This window comes from Bombilactobacillus mellis (assembly GCF_000967245.1).
In the GTDB taxonomy this organism is placed as follows: domain Bacteria; phylum Bacillota; class Bacilli; order Lactobacillales; family Lactobacillaceae; genus Bombilactobacillus; species Bombilactobacillus mellis.
On record NZ_KQ033877.1, the window covers coordinates 807,698 to 824,642 of the forward strand.

Annotated in this window: 10 protein-coding genes; 8 read left to right on the plus strand and 2 right to left on the minus strand. The window is 36.8% G+C overall.

What is annotated here, in order from left to right; all coding sequences use genetic code 11:
• The first annotated feature begins 156 nt into the window (after nt 1-156).
• From JG29_RS03950 to JG29_RS03980, 7 genes are all read left to right on the plus strand, one after another.
• Nucleotides 157-3,627, plus strand: a complete 3,471-nt coding sequence (locus JG29_RS03950) for a PD-(D/E)XK nuclease family protein (protein ID WP_045922593.1) — start codon at nt 157-159, stop codon at nt 3,625-3,627.
• Nucleotides 3,624-7,286, plus strand: coding sequence for a helicase-exonuclease AddAB subunit AddA (gene addA, locus JG29_RS03955; protein WP_045922594.1), 3,663 nt, complete (start codon nt 3,624-3,626; stop codon nt 7,284-7,286). Before JG29_RS03950 ends, addA begins: the two co-directional genes overlap by 4 nt.
• 4 nt (nt 7,287-7,290) lie before the next feature.
• Nucleotides 7,291-10,080 (plus strand): helicase C-terminal domain-containing protein, encoded by a 2,790-nt coding sequence (locus JG29_RS03960; protein ID WP_045922595.1) that lies wholly within the window; start codon nt 7,291-7,293, stop codon nt 10,078-10,080.
• Between the two features lie 31 nt (nt 10,081-10,111).
• Nucleotides 10,112-10,594 (plus strand): hypothetical protein, encoded by a 483-nt coding sequence (locus tag JG29_RS03965; RefSeq protein WP_045922596.1) that lies wholly within the window; start codon nt 10,112-10,114, stop codon nt 10,592-10,594.
• A gap of 30 nt (nt 10,595-10,624) precedes the next feature.
• Nucleotides 10,625-11,920: an asparagine--tRNA ligase gene (gene asnS, locus JG29_RS03970; protein WP_045922597.1), complete on the plus strand. Its 1,296-nt coding sequence runs from the start codon at nt 10,625-10,627 to the stop codon at nt 11,918-11,920.
• A 95-nt stretch (nt 11,921-12,015) separates the two neighbouring features.
• Entirely contained in the window at nt 12,016-12,624 is a 609-nt protein-coding gene (locus tag JG29_RS03975) for a DnaD domain-containing protein (RefSeq protein WP_045922598.1), read from the plus strand.
• A 5-nt stretch (nt 12,625-12,629) separates the two neighbouring features.
• The gene (locus JG29_RS03980; RefSeq protein ID WP_045922599.1) at nt 12,630-13,280 is read left to right on the plus strand and encodes an endonuclease III domain-containing protein; all 651 of its coding nucleotides are present in this window, start codon (nt 12,630-12,632) and stop codon (nt 13,278-13,280) included.
• Nucleotides 13,281-13,337: 57 nt separating this feature from the next.
• On the opposite strand, the gene JG29_RS03985 is transcribed toward JG29_RS03980, so the two are convergent.
• Both JG29_RS03985 and recU read right to left on the minus strand, forming a co-directional pair.
• Nucleotides 13,338-15,659, minus strand: coding sequence for a transglycosylase domain-containing protein (locus tag JG29_RS03985; RefSeq protein ID WP_045922600.1), 2,322 nt, complete (start codon nt 15,657-15,659; stop codon nt 13,338-13,340).
• Nucleotides 15,652-16,266, minus strand: coding sequence for a Holliday junction resolvase RecU (gene recU, locus JG29_RS03990; protein ID WP_045922601.1), 615 nt, complete (start codon nt 16,264-16,266; stop codon nt 15,652-15,654). The genes JG29_RS03985 and recU overlap by 8 nt, the downstream gene beginning before the upstream one ends.
• A 63-nt stretch (nt 16,267-16,329) precedes the next feature.
• On the opposite strand from recU, the gene JG29_RS03995 reads away from it, so the two are divergent.
• Nucleotides 16,330-16,884, plus strand: a complete 555-nt coding sequence (locus tag JG29_RS03995) for an SLOG family protein (protein WP_045922602.1) — start codon at nt 16,330-16,332, stop codon at nt 16,882-16,884.
• The last annotated feature ends 61 nt before the right edge of the window (nt 16,885-16,945 follow it).

The following is a 16,945-nucleotide window of genomic DNA, read 5'->3' on the forward strand; positions in this document are numbered from 1 at the left end:
AATAACACTAGCTTTGTTATTGCTGAAAATCAATAATAAGAGTCAGCGTTCATAATAATAACATAAAACACCATCTTTTATTGTACACAAATCTATATTATTGCGCAGCTATACATCATTATCGCATTATTTAAAATTTGAGGTTAGAAGTAAAATATGAAATTGAAATTTATTTTGGGTAAGGCTCAAACTAATAAACAAGCCTTATTATTGACCGATTTAAAACAACAAATTGCTCAAAATCCGCATGATCAATTTGTTTGGATTGTTCCTAATCACTTAAAATTTGAAAGTGAAGTTGGAGTGTTAAAGGCTTTAAAAACACAAACCAACGTTTTTGCTACTAATCAAGTTCAGATTTTTTCCTTTTCACGTTTAGCCTGGTTTTTTTTACGGAATGATCCGCTTTACCAAAGCCCGCAATTAACCGATACGATGCAGGCAATGATGTTGGCTAAAATTGTGCAGCGGCTAGCACCACAGTTGCATTTGTATAATGGCGAAGCTAATCGAATTGGTTTTATAGCGGATTTAAGTTCACAAATTAATGATTTAATTGCTGGTAATTTCAGTGAGGAACGGTTGCAGACACTCTTGGAACAAGTTGATCAGAATAAGAATGGTGATTTATTTTTAAAATTAGCTGATTTAAAACTGATTTATCAAGAGTATCGCCAGCAAATTCAAGACTTGTATAGTGATAAAGAGCAGTTGGCCCAACTATTAATCACTTATTTAAATGATCATCATAAAGAACAAGCGCACTTTCATTATTTAGTGAGTGGTTTTTCACAATTTAGTGCTCAAGAAATAACCATTATCCAAGCAATGATTAAAGGTAGTGCCAGTGTGGAGATTAGTCTTAATTTAGATCATGCTTATGCGCAAGAGCAGTCCAGTCCTTTTTTTCAGATTTCCCGACAAACTTTTCGGGATTTGGTGAATTGGTGTCAACAACAACGGATTCCTTTTACTACCACAGTCGCTAATGAATTACGGGTGTGTCCGGATTTAGCGCATTTAGAAGATTTTTGGATTGCTCAAAATACTAATATAACTCATTATCCGCCAGAAAAATTAGCAGATCCGAGTGCCATTCAGATTTGGACTACCACTACCCCGCAAAAAGAATTAGCTGCCGTAACTACTTATATTCGCCAGTTAGTTGCTACTCAAAAATATCGGTATCGCGACTTTTTGGTATTAGCCCGTAATTTAGATGATTATCGGCAATTTTTGGAACCTTATTTTACTAATCAGGGTATTAGTTATTTCGTGGATTTAAAGCATTCGATGAAAGATCATGCTTTTAAAGATTTAATTGATAGTTTATTTGCTTTAGTCCAAAATAATTTACAGTATTTAGATGTAATGCGCTTTTTACGAACAGAATTAGTCGTACCGCAGGACTGGACTGCTGCTGATTATCGGCAGGCAGTTGATCTAACTGATAATTATATTCTAGCGCATGGCGTTCGGGCACATGATTGGTTGCGAGAACAAGATTTTGTTTCGGATAGTCCGAATACGCAATTGCAAAAACAAATGCAGCAAGTTAATCAGATAAAAAATTTAGTACAGATAACTTATGAAGCTGTTAATCAAATCATTAATGGATCTTTTTCCGGACAGCAGGCCTGCACCCAATTATACGCATTGTTAGAGCAACTGAATGTGTTTTCTAACTTGAGAATATGGGAACAAGCAGCAATTACAGCAGGAGATATCGCTTTAAGCCAACAACCACAACAAATTGTAAAAACTTTTTGTCAGTTATTAGATGAGTATGTCGCAATTTTAGGAGCAGAAAAGTTTAATGCGACTGAATTTTTGGTGGTAATTGACAATGGTTTTGAGCAGGCTAAATACTCAACTATTCCTTCCGTATTAGATTCTGTTCACATTTCCGGATTGAGCAGTGTTCAAAGCGATAATCATTTAATTACCATTATTATGGGAGCTAATGCCGAAGAAATGCCGCAAGCTAATACTAATCACAGTCTTTTATCCGATGAAGATTTGAATTTTTTAAAACCGTTATTACAATCTGAGGAACGTTTACCGGAAACTGAGCAGCAGTTAAATAGTAATGAACCTTATCTGCATGACTTAGGTTTTTTGTCGGCCCAACAGCGCTTAATTTTTACTTATTCTACGACTAAGGATGGTAAGGAAATACAAATTTCGCCTTATGTCGAATTAATTAAACGCCATTTTCATTTAGTGGAGCAGCTGATCGACTGTAGTCACTGTGATAATGAGCAGCAAATTCTGAGCAATATTGGCAGTCCGACAATTACTTTAAATCATCTTTTAGAAATATATCGGCAAGCCCAAGATCGTCAGCAAACGGTTCCTAAGGCGTGGCAATGTGTGCGTAAAATTTTATTTAGTCAATCGCATTTGCAAACTTATTTGCAGCTTTTGTGGTCGAGTCTCTCCTATCAAAATACGCCGCAACCCTTAAGTTCCAATATTAGTCGTGATTTATATGGGCAACATTTAACGGTGTCGATTTCGCAGTTGGAAACTTTTTATCAAAATCCTTATGAATATTTTTTAAAGTATGGTTTAAATCTGCGACCGCGGGCTGAATTTAAGATGACTCCTGCTAATCAGGGAACATTTTTTCATTCAGTAATGGATCAAGTGATCAAAGCTTTGCAAAATAACCATCAAACAATTAATCAGTTGAGTGCTCCTGAACTGCGGCACTTATCTCACCAAGTTATTCAAAAGCTCTTAACGCAAACTCAATACCGGATTTATTCCCGGGATGAAAAATTTGCCCGGTATCGCATGATTCAGACTGTCCAAAATTCTTTAGAAGCTTTACGCCAGCAATCACGGTTGGCGGAATTTTATCCTTATAAAACCGAGATTGCTTTTGGACAAGTGGGGGCCTTGCATAATATTGCTCCCTTGCGTTATCAATTAAATGAAGACGAAGATGTGGTAGTCCGTGGCCGGATTGATCGCGTGGATTGTTTAGTTAATGCTCCCCAGGATTATTTTGTAGTCGATTATAAATCAAGTCAGCATGATTTTAAGTTTTCCCAATTTTATGCCGGGATAAATTTACAAATGATGACTTATTTGGCTAGTTTAATCAATGATCCGTCGCTTTTTAGTGGTCCCGCTTTTGCTTTGGGTGGTTTTTATTTTCAAGTACAAGATCCGGTGGTTAATTTTGAAGATTTAAAAGGCCGTCCAAGTGCATATCAGGATTATTTATTTAAACAGTTTAAATATAAAGGCTTAATTATTGATGATGGACAAACCGCAGCTTTATTAGAGCCACATTTAACCAGTGCCTCGAAAATTTTCCCTATTACAAAAAATCATAAAATTAGTGCGCAAAAAGTGGTTTCTCCACAGCAATTCACCGAGATGTTAGCTTATAATCAATTTTTAATTAAACAAGCGGCTACTAAAATTTTAACCGGTGATAATCGATTAAGTCCTTTAAAAATTGATAAACAAAAAACAACTTTACAGTATAGTGATTATTTACCTATTATGCGTTTTGATGCTATGCTGCCGGAAAATAATTACCGCATTTTGGAAAATCTATCTAAAACTGAATTTTTTGACAGGCTAAATTCGAAAGGGAAATTATCAAGATGACTCAATTTATTCCAACTAAAAATCAGCGACAAGCTCTCGAAAAAGCAGATCAAGATGTTTTGGTATCTGCCGCGGCAGGTTCAGGCAAAACGACAGTTTTGGTTGAACATATCATTGAACAATTATTTAACGGTCAAGATCTGGATCATTTACTGATCGTAACTTTTACCGAGGCCGCGGCTCAAGAAATGAAACAGCGCCTAACTCATGAGTTACAGGCTAGAACTGCAACGGTAACAGATACTTCAAAACGCCAGCATCTGTATCGACAATTAGCTTTAATTCCTAGTGCTTATATTAGTACTTTGCATGCTTTTTGCCTGCGTGTAATTCGTAAGTTTTATTACTTACGGGATGTTGATCCTAATTTTCGGTTGTTAAGTGATGATAATGAGCGCTTTTTATTAAAAGAGCGTGCTTGGCAGAAACTGCGCACTGCTTATTATCAAGCAGAAGATGAAGATTTCTTTTTACTGGAGGATAATTTTGTTGGCGGTAGCGATGACAGTACGATGGCAGATTTGCTTTTTCATTTAACTGATTTTGCCACGACTACACCTGATCCGAAGTCTTGGATTGAAAGTTTACCCCTGCAATATCAAGTGGGTAGCGATTTAACCCAGACGGATTTTTACCAACAGATTTTACAAGCAACTTTGATTAATAATGTTGCTTATTTACAACTCCAAGTGCAAAAGGCGCAAGATACTGCTCAGACTTATGATGAATTAGCTGCTTATCAAGCTAGCTTGCAGCAATTAAATGAACAGATTCAAAGTCTGCAGCAAAACTTACCTAATTTAAAATGGGATGATTTACGCCATTTAGTATTAGATTTACCAACTATTAGCGGCCGAGCCAAACCTAAAACCGATCCTCACATTACGCAGCCATTTTTGACATTGAAAAAAAATATTACAAGTCAATTGCAGGAATTGCAATATAAGTTGTTTGCTTTAGATAACCAGCAATGGCAGAAGATTCTACAAGGAACCGGTCATTTAGTTACTAAACTGGTCGAAGTTGCACAAAGGTTTTTACAGCAATTTCAAACTGAAAAAAGTTTACAACATAGCTTAGACTTTAATGATTTAGAACATCAGGCGCTAACTTTGCTGCAAACACAAAAAGGTGGTCATCAAGTAGCGCAAGAATATTATCAACAACAATTCCAAGAAATTCTAATTGATGAATATCAGGATACTAATCCTTTACAAGAAACTATCATCCAATTAATTCGGCGTCGCGATCCCGGCAACTTATTTATGGTCGGGGATATCAAGCAGTCCATTTATGGATTTCGCCAAGCAGCACCACAATTATTTGTACACAAGTATCAGCAAATGCAATCTCTGCCGCAAACTGGGAAATTAATTAACTTATCGGAAAATTTCCGCTCAGCACCGAATGTAATTCAAACGATCAATGAAATATTTACTAGAATAATGGATCAAGATTTGGGTGATATGAATTATGATGCCGCGGCAAAGTTAGTTAGTGGTGCTCATTTTCCAGAGGATTTGGATACAACTACCGAAGTAATTATTAATCAGGAAAACTTGCAGAATAGCAGCACTACTAATGAACAAGAAGAAATTAAACTGATTATTGCCCGCATTCAACAACTGTTTGCCCAAGATTATCAGATTTTTGATCGCCATACAAATCAAAAACGCCCCTTAAAATATTCGGATATTGCGATTTTAACACGGGTTAAAAGCCTCAATAATGATGTAATGCATCTTTTTGCTCAGGCGCATTTACCAGTTATAGTGACGGATGCAGCTAATTATTTTCAAGCTACTGAAGTGCAGGTTATTTTGTCATTATTAAAGATTATTGATAATCCGCGCCAAGATATTGCCCTGGTAGCCGTTCTACGTTCTATGATTGGCGGGCTTGATGAAAATGAATTGGCCTATTTACGGATTAACAGCCGTACAGGTGACTATTATCAAGCCTTATTGAATTATTTAGCAGATAGCGATTACAATCAAAAAAATAAATTTGCTCAAAAATTGACTGTTAAAGTGCGCCACTTTATGGAGCAACTCGACAGTTTTCGCCAACAAGCACCCAAAATGAGTATTGCCGAATTAATTTGGCAGATTTATTTAAAAACGGGCTATTTATCCTATGTTCAAGGAATGCCTAATGGACGCCAGCGGGCTGCCAATTTACATGCTTTATATCAACGAGCCGATCAATTTGAACGAATGGAATTTAAAGGCTTATTTCAATTTATTCATTTTATTGAACATATTCAAAATAATAAGCAGGATTTGGGTCAGCCGATGGAATATAACCAGGCCAGTGATCAAATTCAAGTTATGACCATTCATGCCAGTAAAGGATTAGAATTCCCGCTGGTTTTTGTGTTAAATATTGACCATCATTTTAATAATGAAGACAGTCATAAAAGATATTTATTAGACTCCCAAACCGGAATCGGCGTTAAATATTTAGATCCAACAACCCATATTCTTTATGAAACTTTACCGCTGTATGCGATTAAAGCTAAACAAAAAAAGAAGGTTATTTCCGAAGAGATGCGCCTGTTATATGTGGCTTTAACTCGGGCACAACAAAAATTAATTTTAGTGGGAGCAACCAAAAAAACTGTCAGTGCTCAGTGGTCAGAGTGGCAGTTGCCCCAAAAGCCCCACACAGTCATTGATACAGCTTTAAGAAATAAGTTTAATTCATTTCAAACAATGCTCCAGTATATTTGGGGATTGAATGGTCAGTTGCAAGATAATAAAGTTGTAGCTCAACCGCAGAGCCCATTTGACTTTCAAGTTGTGTTTCAAAAAGCAGAACCAAAAATTGTAGTAACACCAACTTCAGCGCAATTAAATGAGGAGAAAGACTTTAAACCTACTCCAATTTTTCAAAAAACAGTGCAACAAGTTCTTAATTTCACTTATTCACATCAAGAAGCCACGCGGACAACAGCTTATCAATCAGTCTCAGAAATTAAACACTTATTTGCCAGTCCTGACGATCAGAATTTGCCGGTAGTTGATTGGCAGCAGCAACATTCACGAGGAAATCGTTATACAATTGACGAATTTGCCCGTCCCCGGTTTTTAGCAACGACTAAAGTGGCGGTCAACGCTGCCGACATTGGCAGTGCGACACATTTATTGTTACAAAAAATTAATTTGCAGTCTTTACCTCCGACCACTGCTGATTTTAAACAGTTAGCACATCAGCTCGTACAGCAACAGATACTAACTGCTGCTGTAGCACAAAAGATAGACTATCAAAGTTTAGGTGATTTTTATCAGTCACAATTGGGAAAGAATATTCTTAAGTATCGGACTTCTCTGAAAAGAGAATGGGCCTTTTCGATGCTTTTACCAGCTAAAAGATTGTTTAACCAGTTGTCTTCTGCGGATGACGATCAAATTTTAATCCATGGAATTATTGATGGCCTATTTAAAAATGACCAACAACAAATTATAATTTTTGATTATAAAACCGATTATTTAGACCCTAGTCAAGCTACGGGACCACATTCTGTAAGACATGCCTTACAAGAATATTCGGGACAATTAAACTTGTATCAGCAGGCTGTAGAACAGATTGCTCAGCAAAAAGTTATTCATAAATATTTATGTTTTCTTTCCATCAATCAGGTGGTTGAAGTAAAATAAAAATATGTTAATTGATAAGAAATATGTAGTAGTAGATTTAGAAACCACAGGGACCCAATTTAAAAACGGCGATAAAATTATTCAGTTTGCGGCTGTCACTATCGAGCATTCACAAATAGTACGCCAAGATAATTTTTTAATTAATCCGCAACAACCATTATCGGCTAAAATTTCCGAATTAACGGGGATCAAGGATGCGCAATTAAGTTCGCAGCCGGTTTTTGCTCGTTTTGTTCCTCAGATTAAACAAATTTTACAAGATGCAGTTTTTGTAGCCCATAATGTTAATTTTGATTTGCCTTTTTTACAGGCGGAATTACAGGCAGCTGATCAATCAACATTAAGCAATTCTGCGATTGATACAGTGGAGCTGGCTCAGATCTTACTACCACAGGCGCCCAGCTTTAAGTTGGCAGATTTAACAAATTATTTGAATATTGAACACTTAAATCCGCATCAAGCTAATAGTGATGCTTTAGTTACTGCCCAACTGTTTTTATATCTGCAAGAGCAGTTACGACATTTACCGCAGCCGACGTTGCGTTTATTAAAGCATTTTACTAAAAGTTTGATTCGGCAAACTGGAGATTTTATGGCGGCAATTATTGATCAGGCCTGTGCTCAACCGCAGGCTTTACCTAATTATTTAGTAGACGTGCACGGCTTAGTATTACAAAAACCACGTCCTCTGACAGGTAGTTTGCCAAAGCCGAGTAAATACCCAACGAGTACGGCCAAAAAAGAAAAATTATTTGATCAGGTAATTTCTAGTCGGCCGCAACAAATGAAAATGATGAATTTTGTTCATCGCAAGTTAGAACAAAAATCACCGCTGGCTTTAGTGGATGCCCCCACAGGTATGGGCAAAACTTTGGGCTATCTTTTTCCGTTATCTTATTATCTGGACCAGGGAAAGCCGGTCATTATTGCTACTTCGACTAAGCTTTTACAACAACAATTATTGCAGGAATCATTACCATTATTGTCCAGATTGCGGCAGCGTCATTATAGTGCTACTGTGATTAATAGTGCACATAATTATTTAGACTTAGATAATTTTTATCAGATTTTGCCGTTGGACACGGGACATCGTCCGGCTGATTTGTTAAAAATGCGGCTTATTGTCTGGCTAACCCAAACCCGAACAGGATCGTTAGCAGAATTGAATTTAACTAATTATCAAAGTAATTTATTCAAGCTTATTGTTAGTAATGGTCATCGACAATCAGGCTTATTTATGCAGTATGATTTTTGGCACCGTCGCTGTTTAAATGCCGCACAAAGTGATGTGATTATTACTAATCAGGCTTATTTATTAAAAAATATTGATCTTGATTTATGGAAAAGTGCTCAGGTTTTAATTGTTGATGAAGCTAATAATTTGATTCAGCAATCTTTAAGACCGCAAGCACGTTTACAAATACGTCCCTTAAAAGATGCCCTGAAAAAAACCAGCGATATTTTATATCAGCAACGTGTCACGATCAGAAGTTTTTTTCATCAGAGTCGCTTAAATTCTTGGGGACATAATGATCTTTTGGAACTGGATAATAGATTTAATGAGGTGCGTCAGCAAATACAAATCTTGGAAGCTGATTTGTTGAGTAATTATATCAAAAAAATGGTACCTTTATCCCAGCGTCAACAACCGCTGGATTTGCCCTTAAAAACGCAACAGGTTCATACGGCCACGCTTAAGACGTTGAATAAATTGGCCCAAATTTTACAGGCACTTTTAAGTAAATTAGCTTATTTATTTAAACTTTACCAACAAGTAGCTGATAATTCCGTTGTGGTAATTGATCAGATTATGTATCATTTACAAATCGAATACCAGACGATTTTATTCCAGGAACGGCAATTAGAAGAAGTTCTAGCGAGTTTATCAATTTGGCAGCAAAATACGGGGTTAATTGTGCACATGGTAAATTATAATAACTGGGACTCGTTGAGTTTAGCGACACAGGTCTTTGATCATAATCTGATTATGGACTATCTGCAAGAAAAGTTTCAAACCACAATTTTAGTAGGAGCGGCGTTAGCTTATCAGCATAGTTTCCATAATTTTTGCCAGCAATTAGGCCTTACTCAAAAAGTGCCTGCCAAAGATTACCTGCTTTTAAAACGGGATTATCCTTTAGATCGGCAAATCCAAATCTATCTTCCTAATAACACCCCCAGCCCGCGAAAAGTGCTGGAGTTTGATGAATTTTTACCTGGTGCTATTGCGGACTTATTGCTGCAGAATGATTGTAAAACTTTAGTTATGTTTAATTCTTTACAAACCTTGCAGCGGGTTTATGATTATTTGCAGACAACAGCACTTGACAACCAGCGCGAAATTTTAGCTCAGGGAATTACCGGTTCGGCTCAAAGATTAAAAAAACGATTTGCTTTAAATAAAAATGCCATTTTATTAGCAGCCAATAGTTTTGGTGAGGGTCTCAATTTAAGCAATGGCGATTTATCTTTGGTTATTATTAGCCGTTTGCCGTTTGAAGCGCCTGATAATCCTTTTGTGAAAGCTAAAAATAATTATTGGCAACAACAAGGTTTAAATCCGTTTAAGGTCGAAAGTTTACCCACTGCAGCGAGAAGATTAAAACAGGAAGTAGGACGGCTTATTCGTTCTCCTTCTGATCATGGAGCAGTGGTAATTTTAGATAGACGCCTAGCGACTACTAAATATGGTCAGCGGCTTTATCAGGAACTGGATTTACCGGACTATAATCAGGAATTAACACTTCCAGAAATTGCTTTACAAATAAAGATGTTTCTAAAGACAAATTTTTGATACACTAGAGAAGAGTTAATAGGGAGTAATTATGAAAAATAAATGGCATAAAACAGCTATTATTATAACTTTTATTGCCTTAATTGCTTTATTTTGGGCTTTTTATTCATTAGCTACGGGTTTGCACAGCTCGGCACGTTCACAAGCATTGGATGTTGCTCACAAGCAGGCTGCAGTAACTAATGCCACTTTTTATTCAGAATTTGATCGCCAACAGCGACTTTATTCTGTTGGCGGCTATGATCGGCGGCAACCACGACGGTATAAATATGTTATTATCAATGGCAAGAATGGCAAAATCAAAACCTTGTTTGGTAAACCGAATTTACCTTATCAAGCACGGCAAATTGTGATTAATAATCAACATCCGCAAAAAGTTACCAAAGTAGCCTTAGGTTATCATCAAAAGCAGCCGGTTTGGGAAGTAACCTTTTTAAATAAGGATCAAACTCTGGGGTATTATTTATTGAACTTTAAAAATACTAAAATTGTCCAAGTTATTAACCATTTATAAAAGTAAGAAATTAAGTTGGAGGAATAAAGAATGCAACAAATTAATATTGCTGACGCAGCACAACATGTTAATGAGGAAGTTAAAATTGGTGTCTGGCTAACCGATAAAAGGTCCTCTGGTAAGATTGCTTTTTTACAATTACGTGATGGAACTGCTTATTTTCAAGGAGTGGTAAGCAAAAATCAAGTCAGTGATGAAGTTTTTGAGTTGGCTAAAAAACTAAGACAAGAAACAAGCTTTTATGTGACCGGCGTAATTCACCAAGATAAACGTTCCCACTTTGGTTATGAAATTGAAATTTCTAATTTGGAATTAGTGGGGGAAAGTGCTGATTTTCCTATTACGCCCAAAGAGCATGGTATTGAATTTCTTTTAGATCATCGTCATTTATGGTTGCGTTCACGGCGTCCTTTTGCAATTATGAAAATTCGTGATGAGATGATTCGTGCCACCTATAATTTCTTTCACCAGGAAGGTTTTGTGAAGTTTGATGCTCCGATTTTGACTGGTACGGCTCCAGAAGGGACCACGGAATTATTTTCTACTGATTATTTTGATAATGAAGCTTTCTTATCGCAAAGCGGACAGTTATATGAAGAAGTTGGAGCTATGGCATTTGATAAGGTTTATTCTTTTGGTCCCACTTTTCGGGCAGAAAAATCCAAAACCCGCCGGCATTTGACAGAATTTTGGATGATTGAACCGGAAATGGCTTTTATGCACCAAGAAGAAAGCCTACAAATTCAGGAACGTTATATTGCTTTCTTAGTACAAGCTGTATTGGATAATTGTCAATATGAATTAAAATTATTGGAACGTGATCCGGAAATCTTAAAACGGTATACGCAGACGCCTTATCCACGAATTTCTTACGATGAAGCCATTAAATTGTGTCAAAAAGGTGGAATTAATATTCAATGGGGTGATGATTTTGGTGCTCCAGAAGAAACTTATATCTCCGACCAATTTGATCAGCCAGTCTTTGTTTTGAATTACCCGAAAACTATTAAACCTTTTTACATGAAGACCGATCCAACACGTGATGATTTATATATTTGTGCCGATTTGTTGGCTCCCGAAGGTTATGGGGAAATCATTGGTGGTTCAGAAAGAGAAGCAGACTATGAGAAATTAAAAGCGGAAATGGTGCGTCAGGGACTAAGTTTAACTGATTATGATTGGTATTTAGACTTGAGAAAATACGGTTCCGTGCCGCATTCCGGATTTGGTTTAGGATTAGAAAGAGCTCTTACTTGGATCTGTCATTTGGATCATTTACGGGAAGCTATTCCATTTCCGAGAATGATTAATCGTTTGCGGCCTTAATCAATTGTTCATAGAAAAAGGTACGGGCAATTTTTACTCCCGGCCTTTTTTCTAATTGGTAGATAAGGCAACAATTAGCAAGAAAGGGCAAGCTCATGAATTGGAAAAAAGTAATTAATGCTGGAAGTACCAATATCAATAACTTATTAATTCAACATTTTCAAGAATTGCAATTTACTAGTGATGAATTTGTCCTGTTTGTCAATCTCAAAATGTTTCAAGAACAGGGGATTCATTTTCCGGCTACGGTCCAGTTAACAAAAAATACAGGATTTTCGGTACCTCAAATTTATCAATTAACTCAGAGTTTAATAGATAAACATTTAATTCAAATCGAATCCCGCACTAGTCAAAATAAAAAATATCAAGATTATTATGACTTGTCACCCGCTTTTGAAAAATTAGAAGTAAAACAACAGACTACACCGATTCAGGATACGAATAATGAAGTCCAAAATTTATTTCAAAAAATTGAAGTTGAATTTGGCCGCCCCTTATCGCCAATTGAGCGACAAACCATTCAAGAATGGCTGCAAGAGGATAAGTATAGTCCTGAAATTATTAATTTAGCGCTCAAAGAAGCCGTTTTAAATCAGGTATATTCCTTGAAATATATGGATCGTATTTTAATTAATTGGGAAAAACAGCACATCACTACAGCGGCACAGTTACAACAAAACAAAATGCGTTATGGGGGCAAATAGATCTAATGTTATCTGATCAACAAATTCGACAAGCTTTTCAAATGATTTTGGCAGAATTTCCCATGGCAGGTCCCAGTTTAAAGGCTGCAAGTAATTTTCAATATTTAGTGGCTGTGATTCTTAGTGCTCAAACTACTGATAAGGCTGTTAATCAGGTGACACCGCAGCTTTTTCAAAAATATCCCACTCCACCAACCATGGCCCAAGCAAAAGTTGTAGAAATTGAACCTTTAATTAAAACAATTGGTCTTTATCATAACAAAGCACGTTATTTAGTTGCCTGTTCGCAAAAGCTATGCACTGATTTTGCAGGTGAAGTACCAGCAGATAAGAAATCTTTGGTCACTTTACCGGGTGTTGGCGGCAAAACGGCTAATGTTGTCTTAGCTGATTGTTTTAATATTCCCGCCTTTGCTGTTGATACCCATGTTAGTAAGATCGCCCAGCGTTTACACTTTGTCGCGCCTAAAGCTAATGTGACTCAAGTGGAACGTCGCTTAACGCAGGCTTTGCCGGAGTCTTTATGGATTAAAAGTCATCATGCGCTAATTGCCATGGGAAGAAAATATAATTTTCATAAGGAAAAACAAATTAGCAATTTGCCGGTAGTACAAGCCTGTGATAACTGGGAACGTAGTAATTTAGTAAAAAATTAGCTGTAAAAAAGCCCTGACTTCTGGTCAGAGCTTTTTTGCTATCTACAAAAATTTTATTTATGGTTGCGTGACACTAGAGCTATTATTGGTGGAATTATTAGTTGGTGGTGTCACTGGCTGTTGCGAGTTAGTGTTAGCGTTAGAATTTTGATTAGGATTATTAGTTGCAGGTGGAAAATGGTTGTCACCGGCAGAACTATCATTAGGATAATTTTGACTGTTAGAATTATCGTTAGGTTGTTGAGAATTGCTATTATCTAAATCACTATCACTGTTATTATTTTCTTCACCATCTTCATTTTCACTAGTACTATTATTTTCCCGGCGGCCTCGATTTGGTATTACAGATTCGTTGTCTTGCTGATGACGGGAAGCGGCTGAACTACTATGTTCAGAAACATTATTCGGATGATGTCCGCGAACGTATAAAATATTGGTACCGGATACGCGGACGACACTGTAAGGTTTACTCCAATTAGTGTTGGTGGAAGTAGTGGACAAATAACGCATTAAACGTTGGTAGATTTGACCGGCCAATTTTTGCTGGGTAGTGTCCACTCCGCTAATATTTGGTTGATCATAACCAGTCCAAACTCCGATGGCATAATTCTTGGTATAACCGGCAAATAAGGCATCTTTGGCAGTATTAGCTAAAGCGGGGTTACGACTCAGCTCTTCATTACTGTAATTTGTGGTTCCGGTTTTACCTGCTTGATATAAACCGCTAATATAAGCTTGGGATCCCATACCGCTTGGTTTAACCACGTCTTTTAAAATATCGGTAATAATATACGCAGTAGCTTCACTCATGACCCGTTTACCGGGATTATCATAATGATGATTAAGACCGTCAATGGTTTGGATTTTGGCTACATAGGCAGGCTTATAATAAGTACCACCGTTGGCAAAGGCGGCATAAGCACCAGCTAGTTGTAGCGAAGAAACATTACTGCCAATACCGGCCGAAAGACCTTCATTTTGCGCAACTTTAATATCCATCTTGCGGGCAAATTTACGAGCGCGATTGAATCCAACTGCACCTAAGGTTCTAACCGCTGGAACATTTCTTGACTCAGCTAAAGCAGTCCGTAAGGGAATATTACCCATATAGGTATGATCCCAATTATTAAGAGTAATATCTGTGCCTGGATAGGTATAAGGTGTATCACGCAGGGTCTGATTAGTTGACCAGTGTAAATATTCAATGGCAGGAGCATAATCGAGAATAGGTTTCATAGTAGAGCCATTACTGCGCGATGTTTGTACGGCCCGGTTTAATCCTAATTGGACATTACCCAATTTACGTCCCCCGATCATAGCAATGACCGCACCGTTTTGCGGATTGACTACACTAACACCAGTTTGCAATTGATCATTTGGAAAAGCAATTTCAGAACCATTAACAATTTGATATAACCGCTTTTGTGCTTTAATATCCATATTAACGGTAATTTTTAAATTGTCACGATAAGGGTCAAAGCCCTTAGCCTTTACTTCATGGATAACTTCTTTAATATAAGGGTCCACAATTAACTTGTTTTCGCCCACACCGGTATTAGGCCGATAAGGTTTTAAACCAGTAGTAATAGGCGTATTTTTGGCGGCTTGCGCCTGTTCCAAAGTAATTTTATTATTATTATACATTGCTTTTAAAACCAGATCCCGCCGGTTTTTAGCAGCCTGGGGATTTTTATAGGGATCGTAATTGTTAGGAGCTTGTGGCATTCCCGCCAGTAAAGCCATTTGCTCCAAGGTTAGTTGCTGGAGATTTTTTCCAAAATAATAATGAGCCGCCGTTTGAAAACCGTAAGTTCCGTTAGCTAAATAAACTTTATTTAAATAATATTCTAAAATTTGATCTTTGGAAAAATTCCGTTCGACTTGGACGGCAAGCCAAACTTCCTGCATTTTACGCTTAATAGTTTGATCAGATTTTTTCGTAGAAAAAACGGATAGCTTAATTAATTGCTGAGTTAAAGTACTTCCACCTTGTAATGAATCACCTTCTAAATTATTAATAGCGGCTCTGGCAATTCTAAACGGGTTGATTCCCAAATGCTCTTGATAAAAATGTCGATCTTCGGTTGAAATAATTGCATCACGCATTTGAGTCGGAACTTTATCAATGGTGACATAAGTGCGGTTTTCATTACCTAAAGCGGTAATTTCTTGTCCATGGCGATCATAAATAGTGGAAGAACCGCCACTTTGAAGCACTTCGGCGTTAATCTTAGGAGCACTCAATCCGTAATAAAGAAAGATCCCCAAGCTAAGAACTAACAGTCCGATTATAATTAATAAGAGGTATTTAAAAAAATGTGAACGTTTAGGTGATTTGGATGATACTTGATGGTACTTTGCCATGCGTGAATTAGCCATGATGTTCTCCTGTGAGCTTAATTAGTTGGCGGCAAATATCCAAGTAAGGTAAGATAGGATTATAGCCAGCTTTGATTTCAAAAGAGTTTGTTTCAATAAAATGAAGGGGCAGGGATTTTTGACCGCCATGACTAGCTTTTTGCCAAAAATCAATTAAAACGGCTGCCGGTAAAACAAAATAACGTTGTAGGGTTACAAATTTAATAATTGCAAAACAAATTCCTTGCTGCTGCAAGCAGTTAGCCAGATGCTGAATTTGATGTTCATGAAAATTGCTCAAAGGAAATGAACGCTTGTGTCTTGTTTCTTTGGCTTCAAAATCAATATAATAGCCTTGATACACTCCATTATAATCAGTCGTTGAAGCTTGACGAAAATAAGCTTCGCGAATTACTGCTCGGCTGCGTTTAGGATAGTCAACTTTAACGATTTGAATCGGGGTGGGTTTTTTATAAATAACAGCGAGGTTTTGTTTGCGATAATAGGTGTTGCTTTCGTTAATCTCTTGTTCCAGTGTCATTCCGCGATCGCCAAAAATAGTCGGTCTTTTAGCAGCGGCAGATGAACTGGCAGTTAAAGTCGCACCTTTTGGATATTTAATGTCCAATTAAATCACTCCTAATCGTTAAACATTATATCATGGTTACTAAATAGACGAGAATGATGAAGAATGAAAAGTGTTAAAAATTTATGGATTAGTGGTTATCGTTCTTATGAATTAAAGATTTTTCAAGATCAGGATCCCAAAAAACAAATTATTGAAAAGTATTTGCTGCAAGTTTTAGAAGAATATTGTGATCAAGGTCTGCAATGGATTTTAACAGGAGGTCAATTAGGAATCGAGCAATATGCAGTTACGGTAGCTAAGAAACCGCAATTACAAGCGTATAATTTACAAGTGGCACTGATGACTCCTTTTAAAAATATGTCTCAGCATTGGAGTGAAAAAAATCAACAGCATTTAATTCAAGCTATACAAGCAGCCGATTATCATCAAAGTGTTAGTAATCAAAATTATCTTAATCCCCGCCAATTTACCAATTGGCAACAATTCATGCTGCAACATACGGATAGCAGCTTATTGGTTTACGATTTGGAATTTCCTGGAAAATGTCAATATGAATACCAGGCGATTCGGCGTTATCAAAGGCAACATGATTATGAATTACGATTAATCAGTTTTTATGATTTGCAAGAGTTTGCAGATTCCCAAAGAGAATTTTAAAAAAAACTAAAGTTCTGGTTTATTTTTTTAGCTGGGTTTAGTTTTTGTTATAATTATAAGA